The 16,492-nt window shown below is 64.3% G+C and carries 18 protein-coding genes; 11 read left to right on the forward strand and 7 right to left on the reverse strand.

The window, feature by feature from the left end; genetic code table 11:
- Positions 1–5: 5 nt before the first annotated feature.
- Positions 6–386 (reverse strand): 4a-hydroxytetrahydrobiopterin dehydratase, encoded by a 381-nt coding sequence (locus BFN67_RS14185; RefSeq protein ID WP_080920235.1) that lies wholly within the window; start codon positions 384–386, stop codon positions 6–8.
- Between the two features lie 106 nt (positions 387–492).
- Between BFN67_RS14185 and BFN67_RS14190 the strand changes: the two genes are divergently transcribed.
- From BFN67_RS14190 to fae, 7 genes are all read left to right on the forward strand, one after another.
- Positions 493–1,461, forward strand: a complete 969-nt coding sequence (locus BFN67_RS14190; protein WP_080920211.1) for a beta-ribofuranosylaminobenzene 5'-phosphate synthase family protein — start codon at positions 493–495, stop codon at positions 1,459–1,461.
- A 42-nt stretch (positions 1,462–1,503) separates the two neighbouring features.
- A complete protein-coding gene (locus BFN67_RS14195) occupies positions 1,504–2,397 on the forward strand; it encodes an NAD(P)-dependent methylenetetrahydromethanopterin dehydrogenase (protein ID WP_080920212.1) in 894 nt (297 codons plus the stop codon).
- Positions 2,360–3,505: an ATP-grasp domain-containing protein gene (locus BFN67_RS14200; RefSeq protein ID WP_080920213.1), complete on the forward strand. Its 1,146-nt coding sequence runs from the start codon at positions 2,360–2,362 to the stop codon at positions 3,503–3,505. The genes BFN67_RS14195 and BFN67_RS14200 overlap by 38 nt, the downstream gene beginning before the upstream one ends.
- Positions 3,502–4,458: a methenyltetrahydromethanopterin cyclohydrolase gene (gene mch / locus BFN67_RS14205; RefSeq protein ID WP_080920214.1), complete on the forward strand. Its 957-nt coding sequence runs from the start codon at positions 3,502–3,504 to the stop codon at positions 4,456–4,458. The genes BFN67_RS14200 and mch overlap by 4 nt, the downstream gene beginning before the upstream one ends.
- Before the next feature lie 73 nt (positions 4,459–4,531).
- Entirely contained in the window at positions 4,532–5,476 is a 945-nt protein-coding gene (locus BFN67_RS14210) for an ATP-grasp domain-containing protein (RefSeq protein WP_080920236.1), read from the forward strand.
- Between the two features lie 6 nt (positions 5,477–5,482).
- The gene (locus tag BFN67_RS14215) at positions 5,483–6,322 is read left to right on the forward strand and encodes a triphosphoribosyl-dephospho-CoA synthase (protein WP_080920215.1); all 840 of its coding nucleotides are present in this window, start codon (positions 5,483–5,485) and stop codon (positions 6,320–6,322) included.
- 164 nt (positions 6,323–6,486) lie between these two features.
- On the forward strand, positions 6,487–6,993 hold the full coding sequence (gene fae / locus BFN67_RS14220; protein ID WP_080920216.1) for a formaldehyde-activating enzyme: 507 nt from the start codon (positions 6,487–6,489) through the stop codon (positions 6,991–6,993).
- A 224-nt stretch (positions 6,994–7,217) separates the two neighbouring features.
- Here fae and BFN67_RS14225 read toward each other — a convergent pair whose 3' ends face one another.
- Complete coding sequence (locus BFN67_RS14225) at positions 7,218–7,931, reverse strand: HisA/HisF-related TIM barrel protein (RefSeq protein ID WP_245295265.1); 714 nt, start codon at positions 7,929–7,931, stop codon at positions 7,218–7,220.
- Between the two features lie 31 nt (positions 7,932–7,962).
- Between BFN67_RS14225 and BFN67_RS14230 the strand changes: the two genes are divergently transcribed.
- A complete protein-coding gene (locus BFN67_RS14230; RefSeq protein ID WP_080920217.1) occupies positions 7,963–9,000 on the forward strand; it encodes a hydantoinase/oxoprolinase family protein in 1,038 nt (345 codons plus the stop codon).
- Between the two features lies 1 nt (position 9,001).
- Here the strand turns inward: BFN67_RS14230 and BFN67_RS14235 are convergent, their stop codons facing one another.
- The 5 genes from BFN67_RS14235 to BFN67_RS14255 are packed head-to-tail and all read right to left on the reverse strand — an operon-like array spanning position 9,002 to position 13,349.
- The gene (locus tag BFN67_RS14235) at positions 9,002–9,565 is read right to left on the reverse strand and encodes a DUF447 domain-containing protein (protein ID WP_080920218.1); all 564 of its coding nucleotides are present in this window, start codon (positions 9,563–9,565) and stop codon (positions 9,002–9,004) included.
- Positions 9,565–10,962 carry a DUF6513 domain-containing protein gene (locus tag BFN67_RS14240; RefSeq protein ID WP_080920219.1) on the reverse strand — a complete coding sequence of 466 codons (1,398 nt, stop codon included), beginning with the start codon at positions 10,960–10,962 and terminating at the stop codon, positions 9,565–9,567. The genes BFN67_RS14235 and BFN67_RS14240 overlap by 1 nt, the downstream gene beginning before the upstream one ends.
- The gene (locus BFN67_RS14245; protein ID WP_080920220.1) at positions 10,955–11,506 is read right to left on the reverse strand and encodes a flavoprotein; all 552 of its coding nucleotides are present in this window, start codon (positions 11,504–11,506) and stop codon (positions 10,955–10,957) included. Before BFN67_RS14245 ends, BFN67_RS14240 begins: the two co-directional genes overlap by 8 nt.
- A complete protein-coding gene (locus tag BFN67_RS14250) occupies positions 11,506–12,159 on the reverse strand; it encodes an amino acid kinase family protein (RefSeq protein ID WP_080920221.1) in 654 nt (217 codons plus the stop codon). The genes BFN67_RS14245 and BFN67_RS14250 overlap by 1 nt, the downstream gene beginning before the upstream one ends.
- Positions 12,156–13,349, reverse strand: a complete 1,194-nt coding sequence (locus tag BFN67_RS14255; RefSeq protein WP_080920222.1) for a (5-formylfuran-3-yl)methyl phosphate synthase — start codon at positions 13,347–13,349, stop codon at positions 12,156–12,158. The genes BFN67_RS14250 and BFN67_RS14255 overlap by 4 nt, the downstream gene beginning before the upstream one ends.
- Positions 13,350–13,579: 230 nt before the next feature.
- On the opposite strand from BFN67_RS14255, the gene BFN67_RS14260 reads away from it, so the two are divergent.
- From BFN67_RS14260 to BFN67_RS14270, 3 genes are all read left to right on the forward strand, one after another.
- Positions 13,580–14,842 carry an ABC transporter substrate-binding protein gene (locus BFN67_RS14260; protein ID WP_080919901.1) on the forward strand — a complete coding sequence of 421 codons (1,263 nt, stop codon included), beginning with the start codon at positions 13,580–13,582 and terminating at the stop codon, positions 14,840–14,842.
- Positions 14,843–14,889: 47 nt separating this feature from the next.
- Positions 14,890–15,834, forward strand: coding sequence for a YVTN family beta-propeller repeat protein (locus tag BFN67_RS14265; RefSeq protein ID WP_245295248.1), 945 nt, complete (start codon positions 14,890–14,892; stop codon positions 15,832–15,834).
- Positions 15,835–15,911: 77 nt separating this feature from the next.
- Positions 15,912–16,367 (forward strand): hypothetical protein, encoded by a 456-nt coding sequence (locus BFN67_RS14270; protein WP_245295245.1) that lies wholly within the window; start codon positions 15,912–15,914, stop codon positions 16,365–16,367.
- Positions 16,368–16,492 lie beyond the last annotated feature (125 nt).

Consider the following 16,492-nt stretch of genomic DNA (forward strand, 5'->3'; position numbering starts at 1 on the left):
TCGCGTCAATCGTATTTGATATAGGCGAAGCGCTGGTCGGTCTGCGGCGTGCCGGTCAGCGCGCCGCCTTCCCGGCCCGGCTGCCATGCCACCACGTCTTCGATCTTCCTCGCCAGCTCGAAATCCTTGTCGGTGATGCCTTTTGCCGCATGATTGGTCAGCTTGACCTCGACCCAGGCATAGGATGCAGCTATGTCGGGATGATGCCACGCCGCTTCCGCCAGATGACCGACCGTGTTGATGACCATCAGCGTCGATTTCCAGCCATGGGTCTTGTATTTGCGCCGGATCCAGCCGTTCTCGAACCGCCATTTCGGCAGTTCTCCTTGCAGCCGTTCCGCGATCTCGGCCTCCGAATAGGTCCGCTCGCTGCTCTTCTCGCTCATCATTTCCTCCAATATTCGCCCACCTTGCTCCCTTCCCGAAAACCGGTATCATGGGCGCGGGCACATGAACTTCCGTTGTCGTGCATGATGCACTTACGGGGGATGAATGTCTAATTGCGTGACCATCCGGGTGCCCGCCCGCCTGCATCTCGGCTTTCTCGATCTGAACGGCGGCCTCGGGCGCCGTTTCGGCAGTATCGGCCTGCCGCTTTCAGAACCGGAAACGGTGCTGAACCTGTCGCGTGCCGGCCAGGCCAGTGCCGACGGGCCGGACAGCGGGCGCGCGGCGCGCTACCTAGCCACGCTCTGCCGGCATCTCGGCATTGGCGGAGCGCACCGGCTGACCATCGAGCAGGCGATACCGCCGCACGCCGGGCTTGGTTCGGGCACGCAGATCGCATTGGCCGTTTCGGCTGCCCTGCGCTCGTTGCACGGCCTGCCGCTCGAACCGCAGGCCGACGCCACTTTGCTCGACCGGGGCGCGCGTTCGGGCATCGGCATTGCCAGTTTTCATGCCGGCGGCATCATTGTCGACGGCGGCAAGCTCGCTGCCGACGCGCCGCCTCCGGTTCTGGCGCAATTGCCCTTCCCCGAGGCATGGCGGGTGATTCTCATTCTCGACAAAGCGCGCGCCGGCATTCACGGCACGGCGGAAGTCGAGGCTTTCCACGATTTGCCGACCTTCCCGGCCGGCATGGCTGCCGACATCTGCCGCTATGTGCTGATGGGCGCGCTGCCGGCGGTTGTCGAGCGTGACCTTGCCCGTTTCGGCACCGCCATTGCGGCGATCCAGCATATGGTCGGCACGCATTTCGCGCCGGCGCAGGGCGGCGTGTTCACCTCCAGAGCCGTCGCGGCGACAGCCGACAGGCTGGCCGAGGCCGGCGCCGTCGGCATCGGCCAAAGCTCATGGGGACCGACCGGTTTTGCCTTCGCCGCCTCGCAGGCAGCGGCGTCGGCGATGGTGGAAGCCGTTCGGCGCGACGCGCCCCAGGGCATCGAAATGCGTATCGTTTCCGGCCGCAATCATGGCGCCGGCATCGATGCGCGCAAGCTCGATCTCGTCGGCAGCTAACCGGCGCGCCACGGCGCATGACTTCACGAAATGAGAGGTAAAATGACCCGCAAGCACATACTGCACATGCTGACACCGTTGAAGCAGATCAGCCCGTTCGACGTGAACATGGCGCTCGACGCCGGCTTCGATGCCATCGTGCCCTATGTCGGCGTGGAACTGGGCGACGTCACCGGGCTGGTGCAGGACGCCATCTTCTCGCGCCCGCCCGATGCCGGCGCCGATACCGGCGTGTTCATCGCCGGCAAGGATGCGCCGCTCGCGCTCGACATGTCCGTGGCAGCCAGGAAGGCGATGGTACCGCCCTTCCAGCTTTCGGTGTTCGCCGACCCCGCCGGCTCCTTCACCACGGCGGCGGCCATGGTGGCCAAGGTGGAAAAGGCGCTGGAAAAACATTTCAAGCGCGGCCTCAAGGATGCGCGTCTCACCATCTTCGGCGCCACCGGGGTCGTCGGTTTCTGCGCCGCCGTTCTGGCCGCGCGCGAGGGTGCGCATGTCACGCTCGCCGGCCATGACGGCGCCAAGCGGGTGTTGAACATCGCCGCCGGCATGGAGCAGCGCTTCAAGCTGAAGATAGCGGCCGCCGACGCGTCCGGCGAGGCGGAAAAGCGCAAGCTGGTCGAGGCCAGCGACGTCGTGCTGTCCTGCGCCAAGGCCGGGGTGCAGGTGCTTTCGAAAAAGCAGCTATCCGGGACCGGCCTGCTGGTCGCCGCCGACATCAACGCGGTGCCGCCGCCCGGCATCGAGGGGCTTGACGTCCAGGCCGATGGCGAACGGATCGAAGCGACGGAAATTGTCGGCATCGGCGCGCTGGCCACCGGCAATGTGAAATACAAGGTTCAGGCCGGTCTCTTCCGCAAGATGATCGATTCCGACAAGACGGTCACGTTCGACTTCCATGACGCATTTGCCCTCGCCCGCGAAATCGCCAAGTAAAAACGGCGCGCTGCTGATCGCGTCGATTTCCGGCCGCGCGCTGGCTGCCGCCGCGCGTCGCGCCGGTCATCGGCCGCTGGTCGTTGATCTGTTTCGCGATTGCGACACGGTGGCGCTGGCCGAGCACGCCATGAAGCTGCCCGGCGACCTGCACAGCGGCATGGCCGGCGATGGGTTGGTCCCGGCGCTGCGGCAATTGACCGGCGACGAGCGGCCGGCGGCGCTGGTGCTTGGCTCCGGCTTCGAGCGCCGGCCGGAACTTGTCGACAGCCTCGCCCGCCATTTCCCGGTCGCCGGCTGCGGCGGCGAGGCGATCCGCGCGGTAAAGGATCCCGACAGGCTGGCGCGCGCCTGCGCCGAACTCGATATCCCGCATCCCGAAATCTCCTGGAAAACGCCGGCGGACCCTGAAAACTGGGTGGTCAAGACCAGCGGCGGCGCCGGCGGCAGCCATATCGGCCGCGCCAACGGCGAACCGCTGCCCGCCGGCCGCTATTTCCAGCGCTTCGTCGAAGGCAACAGCGTTTCGGCGCTGTTCGTGGCCGCCGGCAAGGACACGCGCATCGTCGGCTTCAGCCGGCAATGGGTGGCGCGCGCACCCGGCGCCCCCTATCGCTATGGCGGCGCGGTACGGCTGAGGCGCTTCCCGCGCGACACAGCCGAACGGATCGGCGGCTGGCTGCGCGCACTGGCACGCCATGCCAATCTGGTCGGCCTGTGCAGCGCCGATTTCATTCGTTCGGGCTCCGGCTATACGCTGATTGAGATCAATCCGCGCCCCGGTGCCACGCTCGACATTTTCGACGATCATAAAGCGCCGCTCATCACGGCACATCTCGATGCCTCGGCCGGAAGGCCGTTCCGCCTGCCGGAGTTCACCGACGCAATGGCCTCGATGATCGCCTATACGGACGCGCCCATCGCCAGCTTTCCGGCGTTCGCCTGGCCGGACTGGGCCGCCGACCGCCAGTCGCCCGGCACCCAACTCGCGGCAGGCGACCCGGTCTGCACGATTTTCGCCCGTGGCCTGAGCGTCGCCGCAACTTGCAAAGCGCTCAAGGCCAACGCACTCAGCCTGCAATCTCACTGGGAAGGAGGCGGGCCATGAAGGACGGCTCGGCCATGCTCAACGATAATGCGCGCCAAATCGCCGAACGCATGAAGCGTGACGCCGAGCGCCTGCGCGTCACGGTCTCGACCGGGCCGCGCGGCGAATGCCTGATCGACGCCGGCGCCAAGGCGCCGGGCAGCCTTGAGGCCGGCCTTGCCATGGCCGAGGCGGCGATGGGAGGGCTTGGCCGCATCGCCACGGTGATGGAGCGCGGCGGCACCCGCTACCCGCTTGCCGTGCAGGTCGGCTCCTCGCAGCCGGCGGTGGCCTGCCTCGGCAGCCAGTATGCCGGCTGGAACCTCTCGGCCGGCGACTATTTCGCCATGGGCTCCGGCCCGGCGCGCGCGCTGGCGCGGGTCGAGCCGCTCTATGAAAAGTTCGCCTATCGCGACAAAGCCGCTTCGGCGCTTCTGATATTGGAAACGGCCAAACCGCCGCCCGAAGCGGTGGTCGACAAGGTGGCGAAGGCAACCGGCATCACCGCCGACAAGCTGACCTTTCTCTATGCCCCCACGCAAAGCCTTGCCGGCACGGTGCAGATCGTCGCGCGGGTGCTGGAGGTGGCGCTGCACAAGGCCAATGATCTGGGCTTCCCGCTGGACGATATTGCCGAGGGCGTCGGCATCGCGCCGGTGCCAGCGCCGCATCCCGATTTCCTGACCGCCATGGGCCGCACCAACGACGCTATCATCTATGGCGGCAGCGTGCAGCTTTTCGTGCGCGGTTCGGCCGCGGCGGCGCGCGAATTGGCGGAAGCCCTGCCCAGCCGCGCCTCGCGCGATTTCGGCCAGCCTTTCGCCGAGATATTCAAACGCTTCAAGGGCGATTTCTACGCGATCGACCCGTTGCTGTTCAGCCCGGCCGAAATCGTGGTGAGCGCAATCGACAGCGGTGACACCTTCCGTGCCGGCGGCCGCGACCTCGCCATGCTCGAACGCAGCCTGGGGTGACGCATATCATGATGCCGGCCCTATCCTCGCTGCGGCCTTCGAAGCACGAACCCCAAAAGAACGTATCCGCCGCATGATCCCCAAAATCCTTGTCGTCAATGAAAGGCCGGAAGCGCCGCAAAGCCGCAGCCTTGCCGCAGCCTTGAACGCCCGTGGCGCGATGGCTGAGACCGTGCCGCTGGCGGAGATCGCCTTCGACACCGGCAGCGCCAGCGGCCTTGCCATTCCAGGCTTCGCCGGCACCTTGCCGGACGCGGTGCTGGTGCGCTCCATCGGGGCGGGTTCGTTCGAGGCGGTGACACGCCGCCTCGGTGTGCTGCATGCGCTGGGCGGGCTTGGCGTGCCGGTATGGAATCCGGCGGCGGCAGTCGAACGCTGCGTCGATAAATCGACGACCACCTTCGTGCTAGAAAAGGCGGGGGTGCCGACGCCGCCGACCTTTGCGGTGGAGGGGCTGGCCGCCGCGCGGGCGATTGCGGCGCGCGAACTGCCGAAGGCGCGGCTGGTGCTGAAGCCGCTGTTCGGCGCGCAGGGGCGCGGCATCAGGATGATCGATACGCTGGCCGACCTGCCGCCGGAAGAAGAAATCGACGGCGTTTATTATCTGCAACATTATGTAGCGCGGCAGGGACCGCCCTTCCGCGATTTCCGCGTCTTTGTCTGTGCCGACAAGGCCGTGGCGATGATGTGCCGGCGCGGCGCGTCCTGGATCACCAATGTCAATCAGGGCGGCGTGCCCGAGCAGGTGGATCCCTCGGACAAGAGCCTGCTGGAAAGCCTGGCGGTGGCCGCGGCGCGGGCCGTCGGCGCCCGCTTTGCCGGCGTCGATGTCATCAAGGCGGAAAACGGCGCGGCCTTCGTGCTCGAAGTCAACAGCATGCCCGCATGGTCGGGCCTGCAAACGGTGGTCGAAACCAATATCGCCGGTGCTGTCGCCGATGCCCTGCTGGCCTTTCTGCAAAACCGCAGGCCGGCCGGAGAGCCAGACCTAATGCCGCTTGTCGCGGCAGGTGCGTGAGCGGCGATGATATCGCGCGAACAACTTATGGATGCCTATCGCGCTGCCTGCCGCGCCGAGATCGAGGCGCTGAAGCCGGGCAATGTGCATGTCTTCGCCGATGGGCATCGCATGTCGGCCGCACAGTTCCTCACCAGCGCCGACGTGTCGGCGGCTCCGTTGTGCGAGCCCGGCCGGCCGGTCGGCCAGCGCATCCTTGCCGCCATCCGGGCGACGCGCGAAGCGGTCGCCACCAACACCAATCTCGGCATCGTGCTGCTGGCCGCCCCCTTGCTCGCCGCCGCGGAGCGGCCCGGCCCGGATTTGCGCGCCAATCTGCGCACCGTTCTGGAAAATCTCGACATGGACGACGCCGCCGCCGTCTTCTCGGCCATCGCGCTCGCCTCGCCCGGCGGCCTTGGCACGGCGGAAAACGATGTGCGCGAGGCGCCCCGCATCGGCCTGTTGGACGCCATGGCCGAGGCCGCCGACCGCGACATGATCGCCAGCCAGTATGTCAGCGGCTACGAAGCGATATTCGACACCGGGCTTGCCGCCTGGCGCGCGGCAACATCGCGCGGCGAAAGCGGCATGTGGCCGACGGTCGCCGTCTATATGGCGTTTCTGTCCGATTTTCCCGACAGCCATGTCGCGCGCAAGCACGGCCTTGACGTCGCGGCTGATGTCCGGCGGGAGGCCCGAACCGTCGCCGCCGAACTATCCGGCCTGTCCGGTGACGAAACGCGCATCAGCCTGCTGACGGAGTTCGACCGGCGTCTGAAAGCGCGCGGCATCAACCCCGGCACCAGCGCCGATCTGACCGTGGCTTGTCTTTTAGGCCAAGGCTTGAGCCAACGCCTTGCATAAAACCGGCATTGATGCTTCACTTTGATCCAGCGGAGGCAGGTGCTTTCGCTGCTATCTAGCCAACCGGCCCGCTTCGGGCGCTGCCAACAAGGATAGCTGTCCATCGAGCGCTCGCTCGGTAGCGGCGTCAATGGGCATCATAATTGTGTCTGGAGGAAATTGGCATGGCAAAGATTTCAAAGGTAATGGTGGGCGAGTCGCTTGTCGGCGACGGCAATGAGGTCGCGCATGTCGATCTTCTGATCGGGCCACGCGGCAGCGCGGTCGAGTCCGCCTTCTGCAACGCGCTGACCAACAACAAGGACGGCTTCACCTCGCTGCTGGCCGTCATCGCGCCCAACCTCGCCTGCAAGCCCAATACGGTGATGTTCAACAAGGTCACCATCAAGGGCGCCAAGCAGGCGGTGCAGATGTTCGGCCCGGCCCAGCATGCGGTTGCCAAGGCGGTGCAGGACAGCGTTGCCGACGGCGTCATCCCGGCCAATGAGGCGGACGACGTGTTCATCTGCGTCGGTGTGTTCATCCACTGGGACGCGGCCGACGATGCCAAGATCCAGCAGTACAATTACGAAGCCACCAAGGAAGCCATCAAGCGCGCCGTCGAGGGCACGCCGACGGCAGCCGAGGCGACGGCGCAGCGCGACAAGGTCAAGCATCCGTTCGCGGCTTAGACAAGAGACAGCCCCGCACAGGTAGAACCCTCTGCGACGCCGGATGGTCTGTTGCGCCGGCTGATGAAAAGTCTGGGTTTCTAGAGCTTGATCCAGAAAAGTCGCAGACTTTTCGGACACGATCATGCGTCAAAGACAGAAACTTGAAGCGACTGCGTTCACTTGAACGTCGTCGCGCTCTGTGAACCGGAAAGCCGGCGAGGAACATTCTCTTCGCCGGCTTGTTAGCTGTGCAGGGTCTTAATCTGGTCGGGCGTCAGCGTGCCGCTATGCAGGCAGGTGGCGACGAGCGCGCCGTCTATGCCAAGTTCGGCAAGGCTGCGAATATCGTCGGCGCCGCGAACGCCGCCGGCGGCGATGATTGCCCGCTTTCCGGCCCTGGCCTTGATCGCTTGCAGCCGCTCGAAATCGGGACCGCCTGCGGCTCCGACCCTGGCCAGCGTCATGACGATCACCGTCTGTGGCCACAGATCCACATTGTCGAAAATGCCGGCAGGGCCATGGAAATCCGCACCCGGAAAATCGAGCGACAGAATCAGGTTGGGGTGGCCGGCAAAACGCGCCAGCAGCCAGGCATCCTTCTGCGATTCGGTGCCGAGAACCGGCCGCAGCCAAGGCTTTTCCAGCGCTGCCGCCAGCGGCCCGCTTTCGGCAATGCCCGCATCGACCCACAATTGCGGCTGCAGCTTCATTCCGCGCAGCGCCGCCAGCGCTTCGTCATTCGGCAGGCCGCCGGCAATGGCGTTCAGATCGGCGATATAGAATGTGGGAAACGGGTAGAGCGAGCGCAGGCCGGCCGCCACGGAAGCCGGCTCGGAGGTCGGGCTCAGCGGCGTTTCGATCGGCCGGTAGAGGTCGCGCTGCCCCTTCCTGGCATGGACCACCTGACCGTCTTTCAGATCGAGAACCGGGATGATGCGCACCGTTTCGACCTCCAAAGTTTCAACTCACGACATGAAAGCCTGAACCATGGAAAAAGAAAAGAGCGTCGTCGCCGGCTTCGATATTGGCGGTGCCCATCTCAAGATCGCACGGGCTGAAGCGAAGCGCCTCGTGGCGGCGCAGACCTTCGCCACGCCGATCTGGGAAGGGCTGGATTGCCTTGACGCCGCCCTTTCCGAAGCCGCACCTCTTTACCGTGGCGCCGTCAGGCTGGCCTTCACCATGACGGGCGAACTCTCGGATGTATTCGCCACGCGTGAAGAAGGCGTTCGCGGCCTGATCGATGTGATCGAACGGCATTTCCCGACGGGCGACAGGCTGATCTACACGGTGTCGGCCGGTTTCGTGACGCGCGACAAGGCCCGCACCATGCCGCTCAAGGTCGCGTCCGCCAATTGGCACGCCACCGCCTCACTGGTGGCGAAGCTGACCGGCGAGGCCCTGTTTGTCGATATGGGCTCGACCACCACCGATATTCTGGCGCTGCGCGGTAACCGGGTCGCCAATCAGGGCGGAACCGACGCCGGCAGGTTGTTGACCGGTGAACTGGTCTATACCGGCTTTACCCGCAGCTTCCCCTTTGCACTTGCTCAATCGGCGCCGGTCGGCGGGCGCATGACGCCGCTGATGAACGAGTATTTCGCCGCCATGGCCGATGTGCATCGCATTCTCGGCGTGCTCAACGAGGACGACGACAAGCACCCGACGGTCGACGGCAAGCCCAAGACGGTGGACGGCTCGATTTCGCGGCTGGCGCATCTGCTGGGCCGCGATGCCGCCGACCTGCCTGCGCAGGAATGGCAACAGATCGCAAGCTGGTTCAGCGAACGTCAGCTTCGGCAGGTGCATGACGCCGCGGTTCTGGTTGCGACAGGCTTGCCGCCATCCGTGCCCGTTGTCGGTGCGGGCATCGGCCACACCCAGATCGTCCGGCTGGCTGAGAGGATGCAGCGCCGCTATGCGGATTTCGGCGATCTCATCCCCGCCGATGACAGCATGCGCGGCGAAGCGCGATCCGCCGGGCCGGCTTCCGCCGTGGCCTTGCTGGCTGCCGACGCGGCATAGGTCATAGCCCGGCCTTGTGCTGCTTCACACGCTGCATGAGCCAGTCCCAGGCTTCCCGTTCCTGCGGGCCGGCGGTCTTGTCGATGGCAATCGTCAGATAGGCGATCTCGGCATCGATCTTCTCTTCCGGCAGCATGCCGAGCCGGCTGACCAGAATGGCGAGCTCCAGCACCGCCGCCTTGGCCCGGTTGAGGCCGGTGAAGGGCGCATGCACGGCCTCGTCCAGCACGCGGCAGAAATGGCGCGGGCGCGCGCCATCGTCGGCCACGCTTTCCACCTCCAACGCCGAATGAGCGAGCGCAGCCGCCAGCCTTGGAACGGCAAAGCCCGCCAGCGGCACGGTCGGCCAGTCCTTGCGGCCCGTCAGGCAACCGGCAAAGATGCGCACATCGTCGGTATAGCTGGCGACCGCAAAGGGAACCTGCGTGAGATTGTCGAGCGTCGTGGAGGGACGGAACGGCGCGATCACCCAACCGTCATCTTGGGCAATGATGCCGAGCGGGGCGATATGCACCCTGCCCGCCCGGTTCACGGTGGTGACGATACATTCGCGGATATAGGGCATCACCGGTCCCCCTTCTTGGCCGTTAACGTATGGCCGGCCTGCTTCAGCCGCGTGCGGTCGGCCTCCGGCGCCGGCGCTGCCGCACCCCACGCCAGCGGCTCGTCCTGCGCGTAGCGCTTGCCGAGGCGCCAGGCGATTTCGGCCTTCATCAGTTCGGCACCGAGATAGAAGGCATGTGCGCCATCGTTTTCCACGCCAAGGCCGGGGAAAAGCTCGAACGCGTCGGTGGCCACTTCATGCCCCTTGCCGCTGAAGATATGGACGCCTTCCTCCGTGGTGGCGATGCGGAAATTGGCGTCGCGCAGTTCGCCGGCAAGCTGGGTGATATCTTCGGCTGAAAAGGCGAACGGCTTGCGGTCATGCACCTGCAACAGCCCGGCGTGATAGCCGCGCGGCAGCGCGCCGTCGCGTTTAGCTGCATAGAGCATGCGTCGGGCGATATCGTGCTCCTCGACGGTGCGAACCGTGTGCGGCGAAACATGGACGGTCAGCACATTGCGGATTTCCAGTTCCGAGCACAGGCCGGCCAGAATTGCGGTCACGCCGGAGCTGTCGGCGTCGGTCAACTCGGTCAGATTGCCTGTGCCCATCATCAATTCGATATCCGGCCAGCGGCGGCGCGCCTCGATGAAGCGGCCGAGCGAAGCGGCAAAGCCGAAATGGATCGGATCCAGCACCGGATCGGCAATAAAGGCAATGCCGGCGTCCTGCGCGGCGGCTATGGCGCGGCCAAGTGAATCCAGATCGCCGGGATTGGCCGGAATCAGGATCGGCGTCACCGGATAATCGCCGGCAAGCGCCAGCGTGTTTTCGTTGAGGCTGAGCAGGTAATCGGCGCCGGCGCGCGCGCCCGTCTCCAACTCCCCGATGTTGGCGGAATCCACGCTGACCGAAAGCCCCTCTCCTTTCAGCGTCCGCACGGCATCTGCAAGGCCCGGAAACGGCGTGTCGGGCAGGCAGCCGATGTCGATCACATCGGCGCCGCCATCGGCAAGCCGGCGCGCGCGCTTGAGCAGATCATCGAGCGGCAGCGTCGAGGCATCGACGATCTCGGCGAAGATGCGCATGTCATGGCGGGAAAGATCGGGTGGCCCGCCCGGCCTGCCGAGATAGGCCGGAAGATCGGCGACCTCATCGGGACCGCGCTCAAACGGCACGCCGAAACGCACTTCCAACCCTTCCAGCGAGCCACGGTAACGCCCCGGCAGAATGACCCGGCTGATGCCTTGAGGCAGCTTGAGACGACGGGAAATGATTTCCTCGCTCATCAAGGCCGCGACCTTGACGCCGATATCGATCACCTCCCAGGCAAAGTCGGTTTCGCCGAGGCCGGCAAGCAGGCGCTCCAGCCGCACCCTGGCCAGATGACCGGTCAGGAAGGCCCAACGCTCAGCCATGACCTTCCAGCTCGGACTTCCGACGACTTATCGCGGCGCGCAGGTCGGCCAGCGATTCCACCACCTGCGTTCGCTCGAACGTTTTCAGGCGTTCGGTGTTTTCAAGGTCGATGCGGCGCGGATAAACCTTGACCAGCCCGTGTGGCGCCATGGTTTCAAGCTCCGGCGCGGTATCGCAGGCGAAGACGATGGCCGGCACTCGGCATTTGCCGGCCTGCGCAAAGACATTCGTGGCCAGCGTGTCGGAAATGCCGAATACGCATTTGGCCACCGTATTGGAACTGGCCGGCGCCATCACCACCGTATGATAGACACCATGGTAGAATTCGCCGACCGGAATGGCGCTGGCCGTCTTGTCGTGCAGCACGCGGGTGGTCTCGGGAAAATCGAGTTTCAGCTTGTACATGCGCAGCACTTCCGCCGCGGCTTTCGAGACAAAGACGTCGCAATTCTGCAGGTCGTGAATAAGCTCGAAACTCTCGGTGAAGAAGTGCCCCGATCCGGTCAGCACCCACGCCCAGCGCGGAACGGAGAGCTTGCCCATCACACGGTCCTTTCCACGGCTTGCGCGGACTTTATCGCCACGCCGGGCAGCCTGCCCGAAGCAAGGATGCTGGCGGCTGCAGGCGCATCGTTCGGCCCGGCCAGCCGCAATTCCACGCCTTGCGGCAGCATTTCGGCAAAGCCGGCATCGAGAATGCCGCGTTGCATCAGGCTGACGGCCGTATCGCCTTCTGAAAAGTCACCGCTCTGCTTGATCAGCAGCAAGGTTTGCCCCGTCAGCTTGCCGGCCAGCCATGCGGCGAGGGAATCGGAGGTCACGTCCCAGGATTCGCGAATGTCGTGCGCCTCCAGCGCCATGCAGGACGGCAGCCAGACCGGAATGCGGCCTGCAGCCAGCGCGGCTTGCATTTCAGGAAAAGAGCGGACGCCGACCAGCCGGGGCCGGCCATCGGCAACGGGTTGCTCGTCGAGAATAAGGTGGGCGAACTGTTCCATGGCAAGAACTGCCATCGCATGCGCGGCACGATCGGAAAAGCCCATATCTGCCTGCGCGGCACGCACCGCGTCGGCAAACGGCCCGCCGCCCGGCACGATCACCAGCGGCAGCGCCGCTTTTGCCAGCGCGGCAATCCAGACCGGCCCCTGCGCCTCGCGCGACGTGCTTCCGCCGAGCTTGACGACGACTGCCTTCAAGAGTGGCGGCCTTTCCGGCCACCGCCGGCAAACACGGTCTGCGTCTCGCCGCTCGCGCCACGCGGGCCCGTGGCGCGCTGCTGCTTGGCGCGCTTGCGCTCGATCTCGACGCCGACGCCACCCGGCCCCAACTCCAGCTTTTCCACCTTGACGACGACGCGCGCCACGCGCGGATGCTCCAGCACCATGGTGGCGATCTGCTCGGCCAGCGTTTCGCTCAACTGCACATGGCCGCGCGCGACGATGGCGCGAATGCCGTCCATGATGATGTCGTACGAAAAGACATGGCGCATGTCTTCAGGATGATCGGTAACGCGCAGCACATCGGCGCTGACGTCGAAACGTACCGTTTGGGTGTGACCGTGCTCGAAGGAATAGGCACCGATCTCCACCGGCAGCACGAAATCGCGTACGAAGATGCGGTCTGTGCCGAGTGTCGGGTCGATGGCATCGGGCGAATAGCCGCGCGCCGCCAGAAGCCGGTAATCGACGCTTGCCGAACTTCCGGCCTTGCGCTCTTCCGGTATCAGGTCGCGGATTTGCGCCACCGCCTCGGCGCTGATGGCGTCAGTGCGCACCGAGGCATCGCAAAGCGCACCGCGAAAGCCGAGAAAGTCAGGTCCGAACGTCAACAGGCGCGGCACATCCGGCGCTTCCAGCGAGCCGGCCAGCCCGACTTCAAGCCCCGCTTCCCTGGCGCGACGCACGAAGGCATCGATGTCGACCAGCGGCATGTGATCGAGCAGCCGCCCCTGCCCCTTTTTCGCCGTGTCGAGCATGACGCCGCCAAAGCCGCTTTCGGCAAAAACCGGCAACAGGCTCAAGTCCGGGTCGAGATCGGCAAACAGCACCGCGATCAGCTTTGCCTTGCCGGCTAACGGCTTGAGCGCGCGGGCGCAATCGGCGGCGGCCTGGGAAGGAAAGAAACCGATCTTGACATAATCGACGCCGGTAGCGGCAATCTCCTCGACCTTGGCGCGGATGGTTCGCGGTTCCATCGGCAGGTCGCCGCAAACCGCGCTGACCGGCCGGCGGCCGGCAATCAGCATCACCGTTTCCGTGATGGCGAGAATGGTCGCCGCGCCCAGCGCGCCGGCCTTCGGGTCTTTCAGATCGATGATATCGACGCCTTCCGAAAGCGCGATCTGCGCCTCCTGCGGCCCCGTCACGCTGGCCAGCATCTTGGTCATGGCACCAGAACCTTGATCATGCGGATTGTAACTCCAGTCTGTCCGGAACAGTTTCACCGGCGCGATGCATTATGCAATGGATAATCATAACGAAAAAAACTTGCCTGTGGGGAAAATACGGTCACTGGGTTTGATAATTTTTTCGAATTGATTACAGTCCGCCACGGGCACCTTGACTTCGCTTTTTTCCGACAAGTTCGGACTTTGGCGCGAGAATTGGTTATTTGTTTATGACAGATGCGAGACCACGCAGCGTCGCGGTCTTCTTGGGCGCACTTGCTCTTGCGGTCAATGGCCTCGCGGTTAACGGTTCATCTGCCATAGCGCAGGAACAGCCGGCCCAGGCCACGGCGGCGAAGAAGGCTGAAAAGCCGATCACAGAAATCCGGATCGGCTATCTGCGTGCTTTCAAGCCGCATCTGACGCTTTCCCTGCTTGACCAGCCGCCCGAGGACGAAGGCATTGCCGGAGCCAATGTGGCGATTGCCGACAATGACACGACCGGCAAGTTCCTGCGTCAGCATTTCACCCTCGACACGATCCAGATCAAGCCCGAGGACGATCCGGTCGCCGCCTTCAACCAACTGGTCGCCAAGGGCGACCGCTATGTGGTGGCCGATCTTTCGGCCAGGCAAATTCTGGCGATCGCCGACATCGCCCGCGACAAGGGCGTGCTGATCTTCAATATCGGCGCCACCGACGACAGCTTGCGCGAAGAGAATTGCCGCATCAACGTCTTCCACATCGCGCCGACGCGCTCCATGCTGGCCGATGCGCTGGCGCAATATCTGATGTGGAAGCGCTGGCCGAAATGGGTGCTGATCTACGGTTCGCATGAGGGCGACCATCTCTTTGCCAATGCGCTGCGCCGGGCCGCGTCGCGTTTCGGCGGCGAAATCCTGGCGGAGAAGGAATTCAAGGACACCGGCACGGCGCGCCGCACCGACACTGGCGCGGTGCAGATCCAGAAGCTGATCTCGACCTTCACGCAGGGGCTTCCCGATTACGACGTGATGCTGGTCGCCGACGAGAGCGAGGTGTTCGGCACCTATGTGCCATACCGCACCTGGATGCCGCGCCCGGTGGCCGGAACCACCGGGCTCGTGCCCTCGGCCTGGCACCCGGCCAGCGAGCAATGGGCCGGCATTCAGATGCAGAGCCGTTTCCTCAAGGCCACCGGGCGGCGCATGCTGTCCAAGGACATGCTGGCATGGACGGCGGTTCGCGTCGTCGGCGAGGCGGCCACCCGCGCCAAGGGCACCGATCCCGAGACGATGGACGCCTATCTGCGTTCCGACAAGTTTTCGGTCGCCGCCTTCAAGGGGCAGAAGCTGACCTTCCGCGACTGGAACCTTCAGCTTCGGCAGCCGATCCTGCTGGGCGACACCAGGTCGGTCATCTCGACCTCGCCGCAGGAAGGCTATCTTCATCAGGTTTCCGAACTGGACACGCTCGGCGTGGACAAGCCGGAAACCAAATGCGTTCTCAAATGAACCGAACGGGAGGAATTCAGGTGCGACCAAGAGCATTGATCCTGGCCATGCTTGCCGCCAGCGTCACCGGCGGCCCCGCCTTCGCCTATACCGCCTATGTCTCCAACGAGAAGGGCAATTCGATCAGTGTCGTCGACACCGACACGATGAAGGTGGTCAAGACGGTCGATGTCGGCCAGCGGCCGCGCGGCATCACCATCTCGCATGACGGCAAGTTCATCTATCTGTGCGCCAGTGACGACGACACGGTTGAGGTCATCGACACCGCGACCATGGAGATCGTCAGTTCGCTGCCGTCCGGGCCGGACCCCGAGCTTTTCGTGCTCTCGCCCGACGGCAAGAAGCTCTACGTCGCCAATGAGGACGACAATCTGGTCACCGTCATCGATGTCGAGAACAAGAAGGTGCTTTCGGAAATCCCGGTCGGCGTCGAGCCGGAAGGCATGGGGATAAGCCCGGACGGCAAGGTGCTGGTCAATACGTCCGAGACCACCAGCATGGCGCATTTCATCGACACCGAGACGCATGAAGTGGTCGACAATGTGCTGGTCGACACCCGGCCGCGCTATGCCGAATTCACGCCGGACGGTTCGCAGGTCTGGGTCAGCGCCGAGGTCGGCGGCACGGTCAGCGTCATCGACAACGCCAAGCGCGAGGTGGTGCACAAGATCACCTTCGAGATCCCCGGCCTCAGGGCCGAGACGATCCAGCCGGTCGGCGTCAATATCAGCGCCGACGGCAAGAAGGCCTATATCGCGCTCGGTCCCGCCAACCATGTCGCGGTGGTCGATACCAAGACCTACGAGGTGCTGAAATACATCCTCGTCGGCCAGCGCGTCTGGCATCTGGCGTTCACGCCGGACCAGAAGACGCTGATTTCCACCAACGGCAATTCCAACGACATCACCTTCATCGATGCGGCGACGGACGAGCCTGTCCAGTCGCTCACCGTGGGCAAGGAGCCCTGGGGGGTCATCGTCGCACCGAACTAGAGCCCGGTCCCGAAAAGTCGCAGGCTTTTCGGATCAGGCTCCATACCACCTGCCAAATTGCAACCAACGGGGAGAACATGATGAAATTTTGCACCGCCATCGCCTTGATCGCCTTTACGGGGCTTGGCCTTAGCCCCCTTGCGGCACATGCGGCCGACGATGACGATGATGCGCCGCAGCACACGCGTTCAAGTCAGAACGTGCCGGAGCTGATCATCGGCTCGAAAGATTCCAACTATGACGTCAACACCAAGGATTTCGAACTGATTGCCAACCAGGGCTATCGCTGGAAGATCACCTCCGAGGGCGGCTTCGAATACAAGTTCATGACCGATCTGTTCCGCAATGTCTGGGTCGACCAGATCGTCATCGACGATCTCGAGGTTCACATGGCCGGCGCCCCGGCCTGGCTGGAATTCGACGACAAGGGCACCATACTGGTGCAGTTCCATACGGTTCGGCCAGGCAAATACACATGGTCGGTGCCCGATCTCGCCGACAAGGGCGTCAAGGGAACCATAACCATCAAATAGCCGGCTTTCTTCCCGTCTTATTAATGGGAGGAAAGGAGCACTGCTTGCAGCATGTGAGAACAATCGACCGTGAAGGCAAACCGGCGGCGCTCGATGTCGCCGGCGTCAGCCATTTCTACGGCCAT

Source organism: Manganibacter manganicus, assembly GCF_002075885.1.
Classification (GTDB): Bacteria; Pseudomonadota; Alphaproteobacteria; order Rhizobiales; family Rhizobiaceae; genus Mesorhizobium; species Mesorhizobium manganicum.

Bases quoted from the DNA above. Each gene is read 5' to 3' on its own strand.
- BFN67_RS14185 (WP_080920235.1), bottom strand. From the start codon at position 386: ATGAGCGAGAAGAGCAGCGAGCGGACCTATTCGGAGGCCGAGATCGCG.
- BFN67_RS14190 (WP_080920211.1), top strand. From the start codon at position 493: ATGTCTAATTGCGTGACCATCCGGGTGCCCGCCCGCCTGCATCTCGGC.
- BFN67_RS14195 (WP_080920212.1), top strand. From the start codon at position 1,504: ATGACCCGCAAGCACATACTGCACATGCTGACACCGTTGAAGCAGATC.
- BFN67_RS14200 (WP_080920213.1), top strand. From the start codon at position 2,360: ATGACGCATTTGCCCTCGCCCGCGAAATCGCCAAGTAAAAACGGCGCG.
- mch (WP_080920214.1), top strand. From the start codon at position 3,502: ATGAAGGACGGCTCGGCCATGCTCAACGATAATGCGCGCCAAATCGCC.
- BFN67_RS14210 (WP_080920236.1), top strand. From the start codon at position 4,532: ATGATCCCCAAAATCCTTGTCGTCAATGAAAGGCCGGAAGCGCCGCAA.
- BFN67_RS14215 (WP_080920215.1), top strand. From the start codon at position 5,483: ATGATATCGCGCGAACAACTTATGGATGCCTATCGCGCTGCCTGCCGC.
- fae (WP_080920216.1), top strand. From the start codon at position 6,487: ATGGCAAAGATTTCAAAGGTAATGGTGGGCGAGTCGCTTGTCGGCGAC.
- BFN67_RS14230 (WP_080920217.1), top strand. From the start codon at position 7,963: ATGGAAAAAGAAAAGAGCGTCGTCGCCGGCTTCGATATTGGCGGTGCC.
- BFN67_RS14235 (WP_080920218.1), bottom strand. From the start codon at position 9,565: ATGCCCTATATCCGCGAATGTATCGTCACCACCGTGAACCGGGCGGGC.
- BFN67_RS14240 (WP_080920219.1), bottom strand. From the start codon at position 10,962: ATGGCTGAGCGTTGGGCCTTCCTGACCGGTCATCTGGCCAGGGTGCGG.
- BFN67_RS14245 (WP_080920220.1), bottom strand. From the start codon at position 11,506: ATGGGCAAGCTCTCCGTTCCGCGCTGGGCGTGGGTGCTGACCGGATCG.
- BFN67_RS14255 (WP_080920222.1), bottom strand. From the start codon at position 13,349: ATGACCAAGATGCTGGCCAGCGTGACGGGGCCGCAGGAGGCGCAGATC.
- BFN67_RS14260 (WP_080919901.1), top strand. From the start codon at position 13,580: ATGACAGATGCGAGACCACGCAGCGTCGCGGTCTTCTTGGGCGCACTT.
- BFN67_RS14265 (WP_245295248.1), top strand. From the start codon at position 14,890: ATGCTTGCCGCCAGCGTCACCGGCGGCCCCGCCTTCGCCTATACCGCC.
- BFN67_RS14270 (WP_245295245.1), top strand. From the start codon at position 15,912: ATGATGAAATTTTGCACCGCCATCGCCTTGATCGCCTTTACGGGGCTT.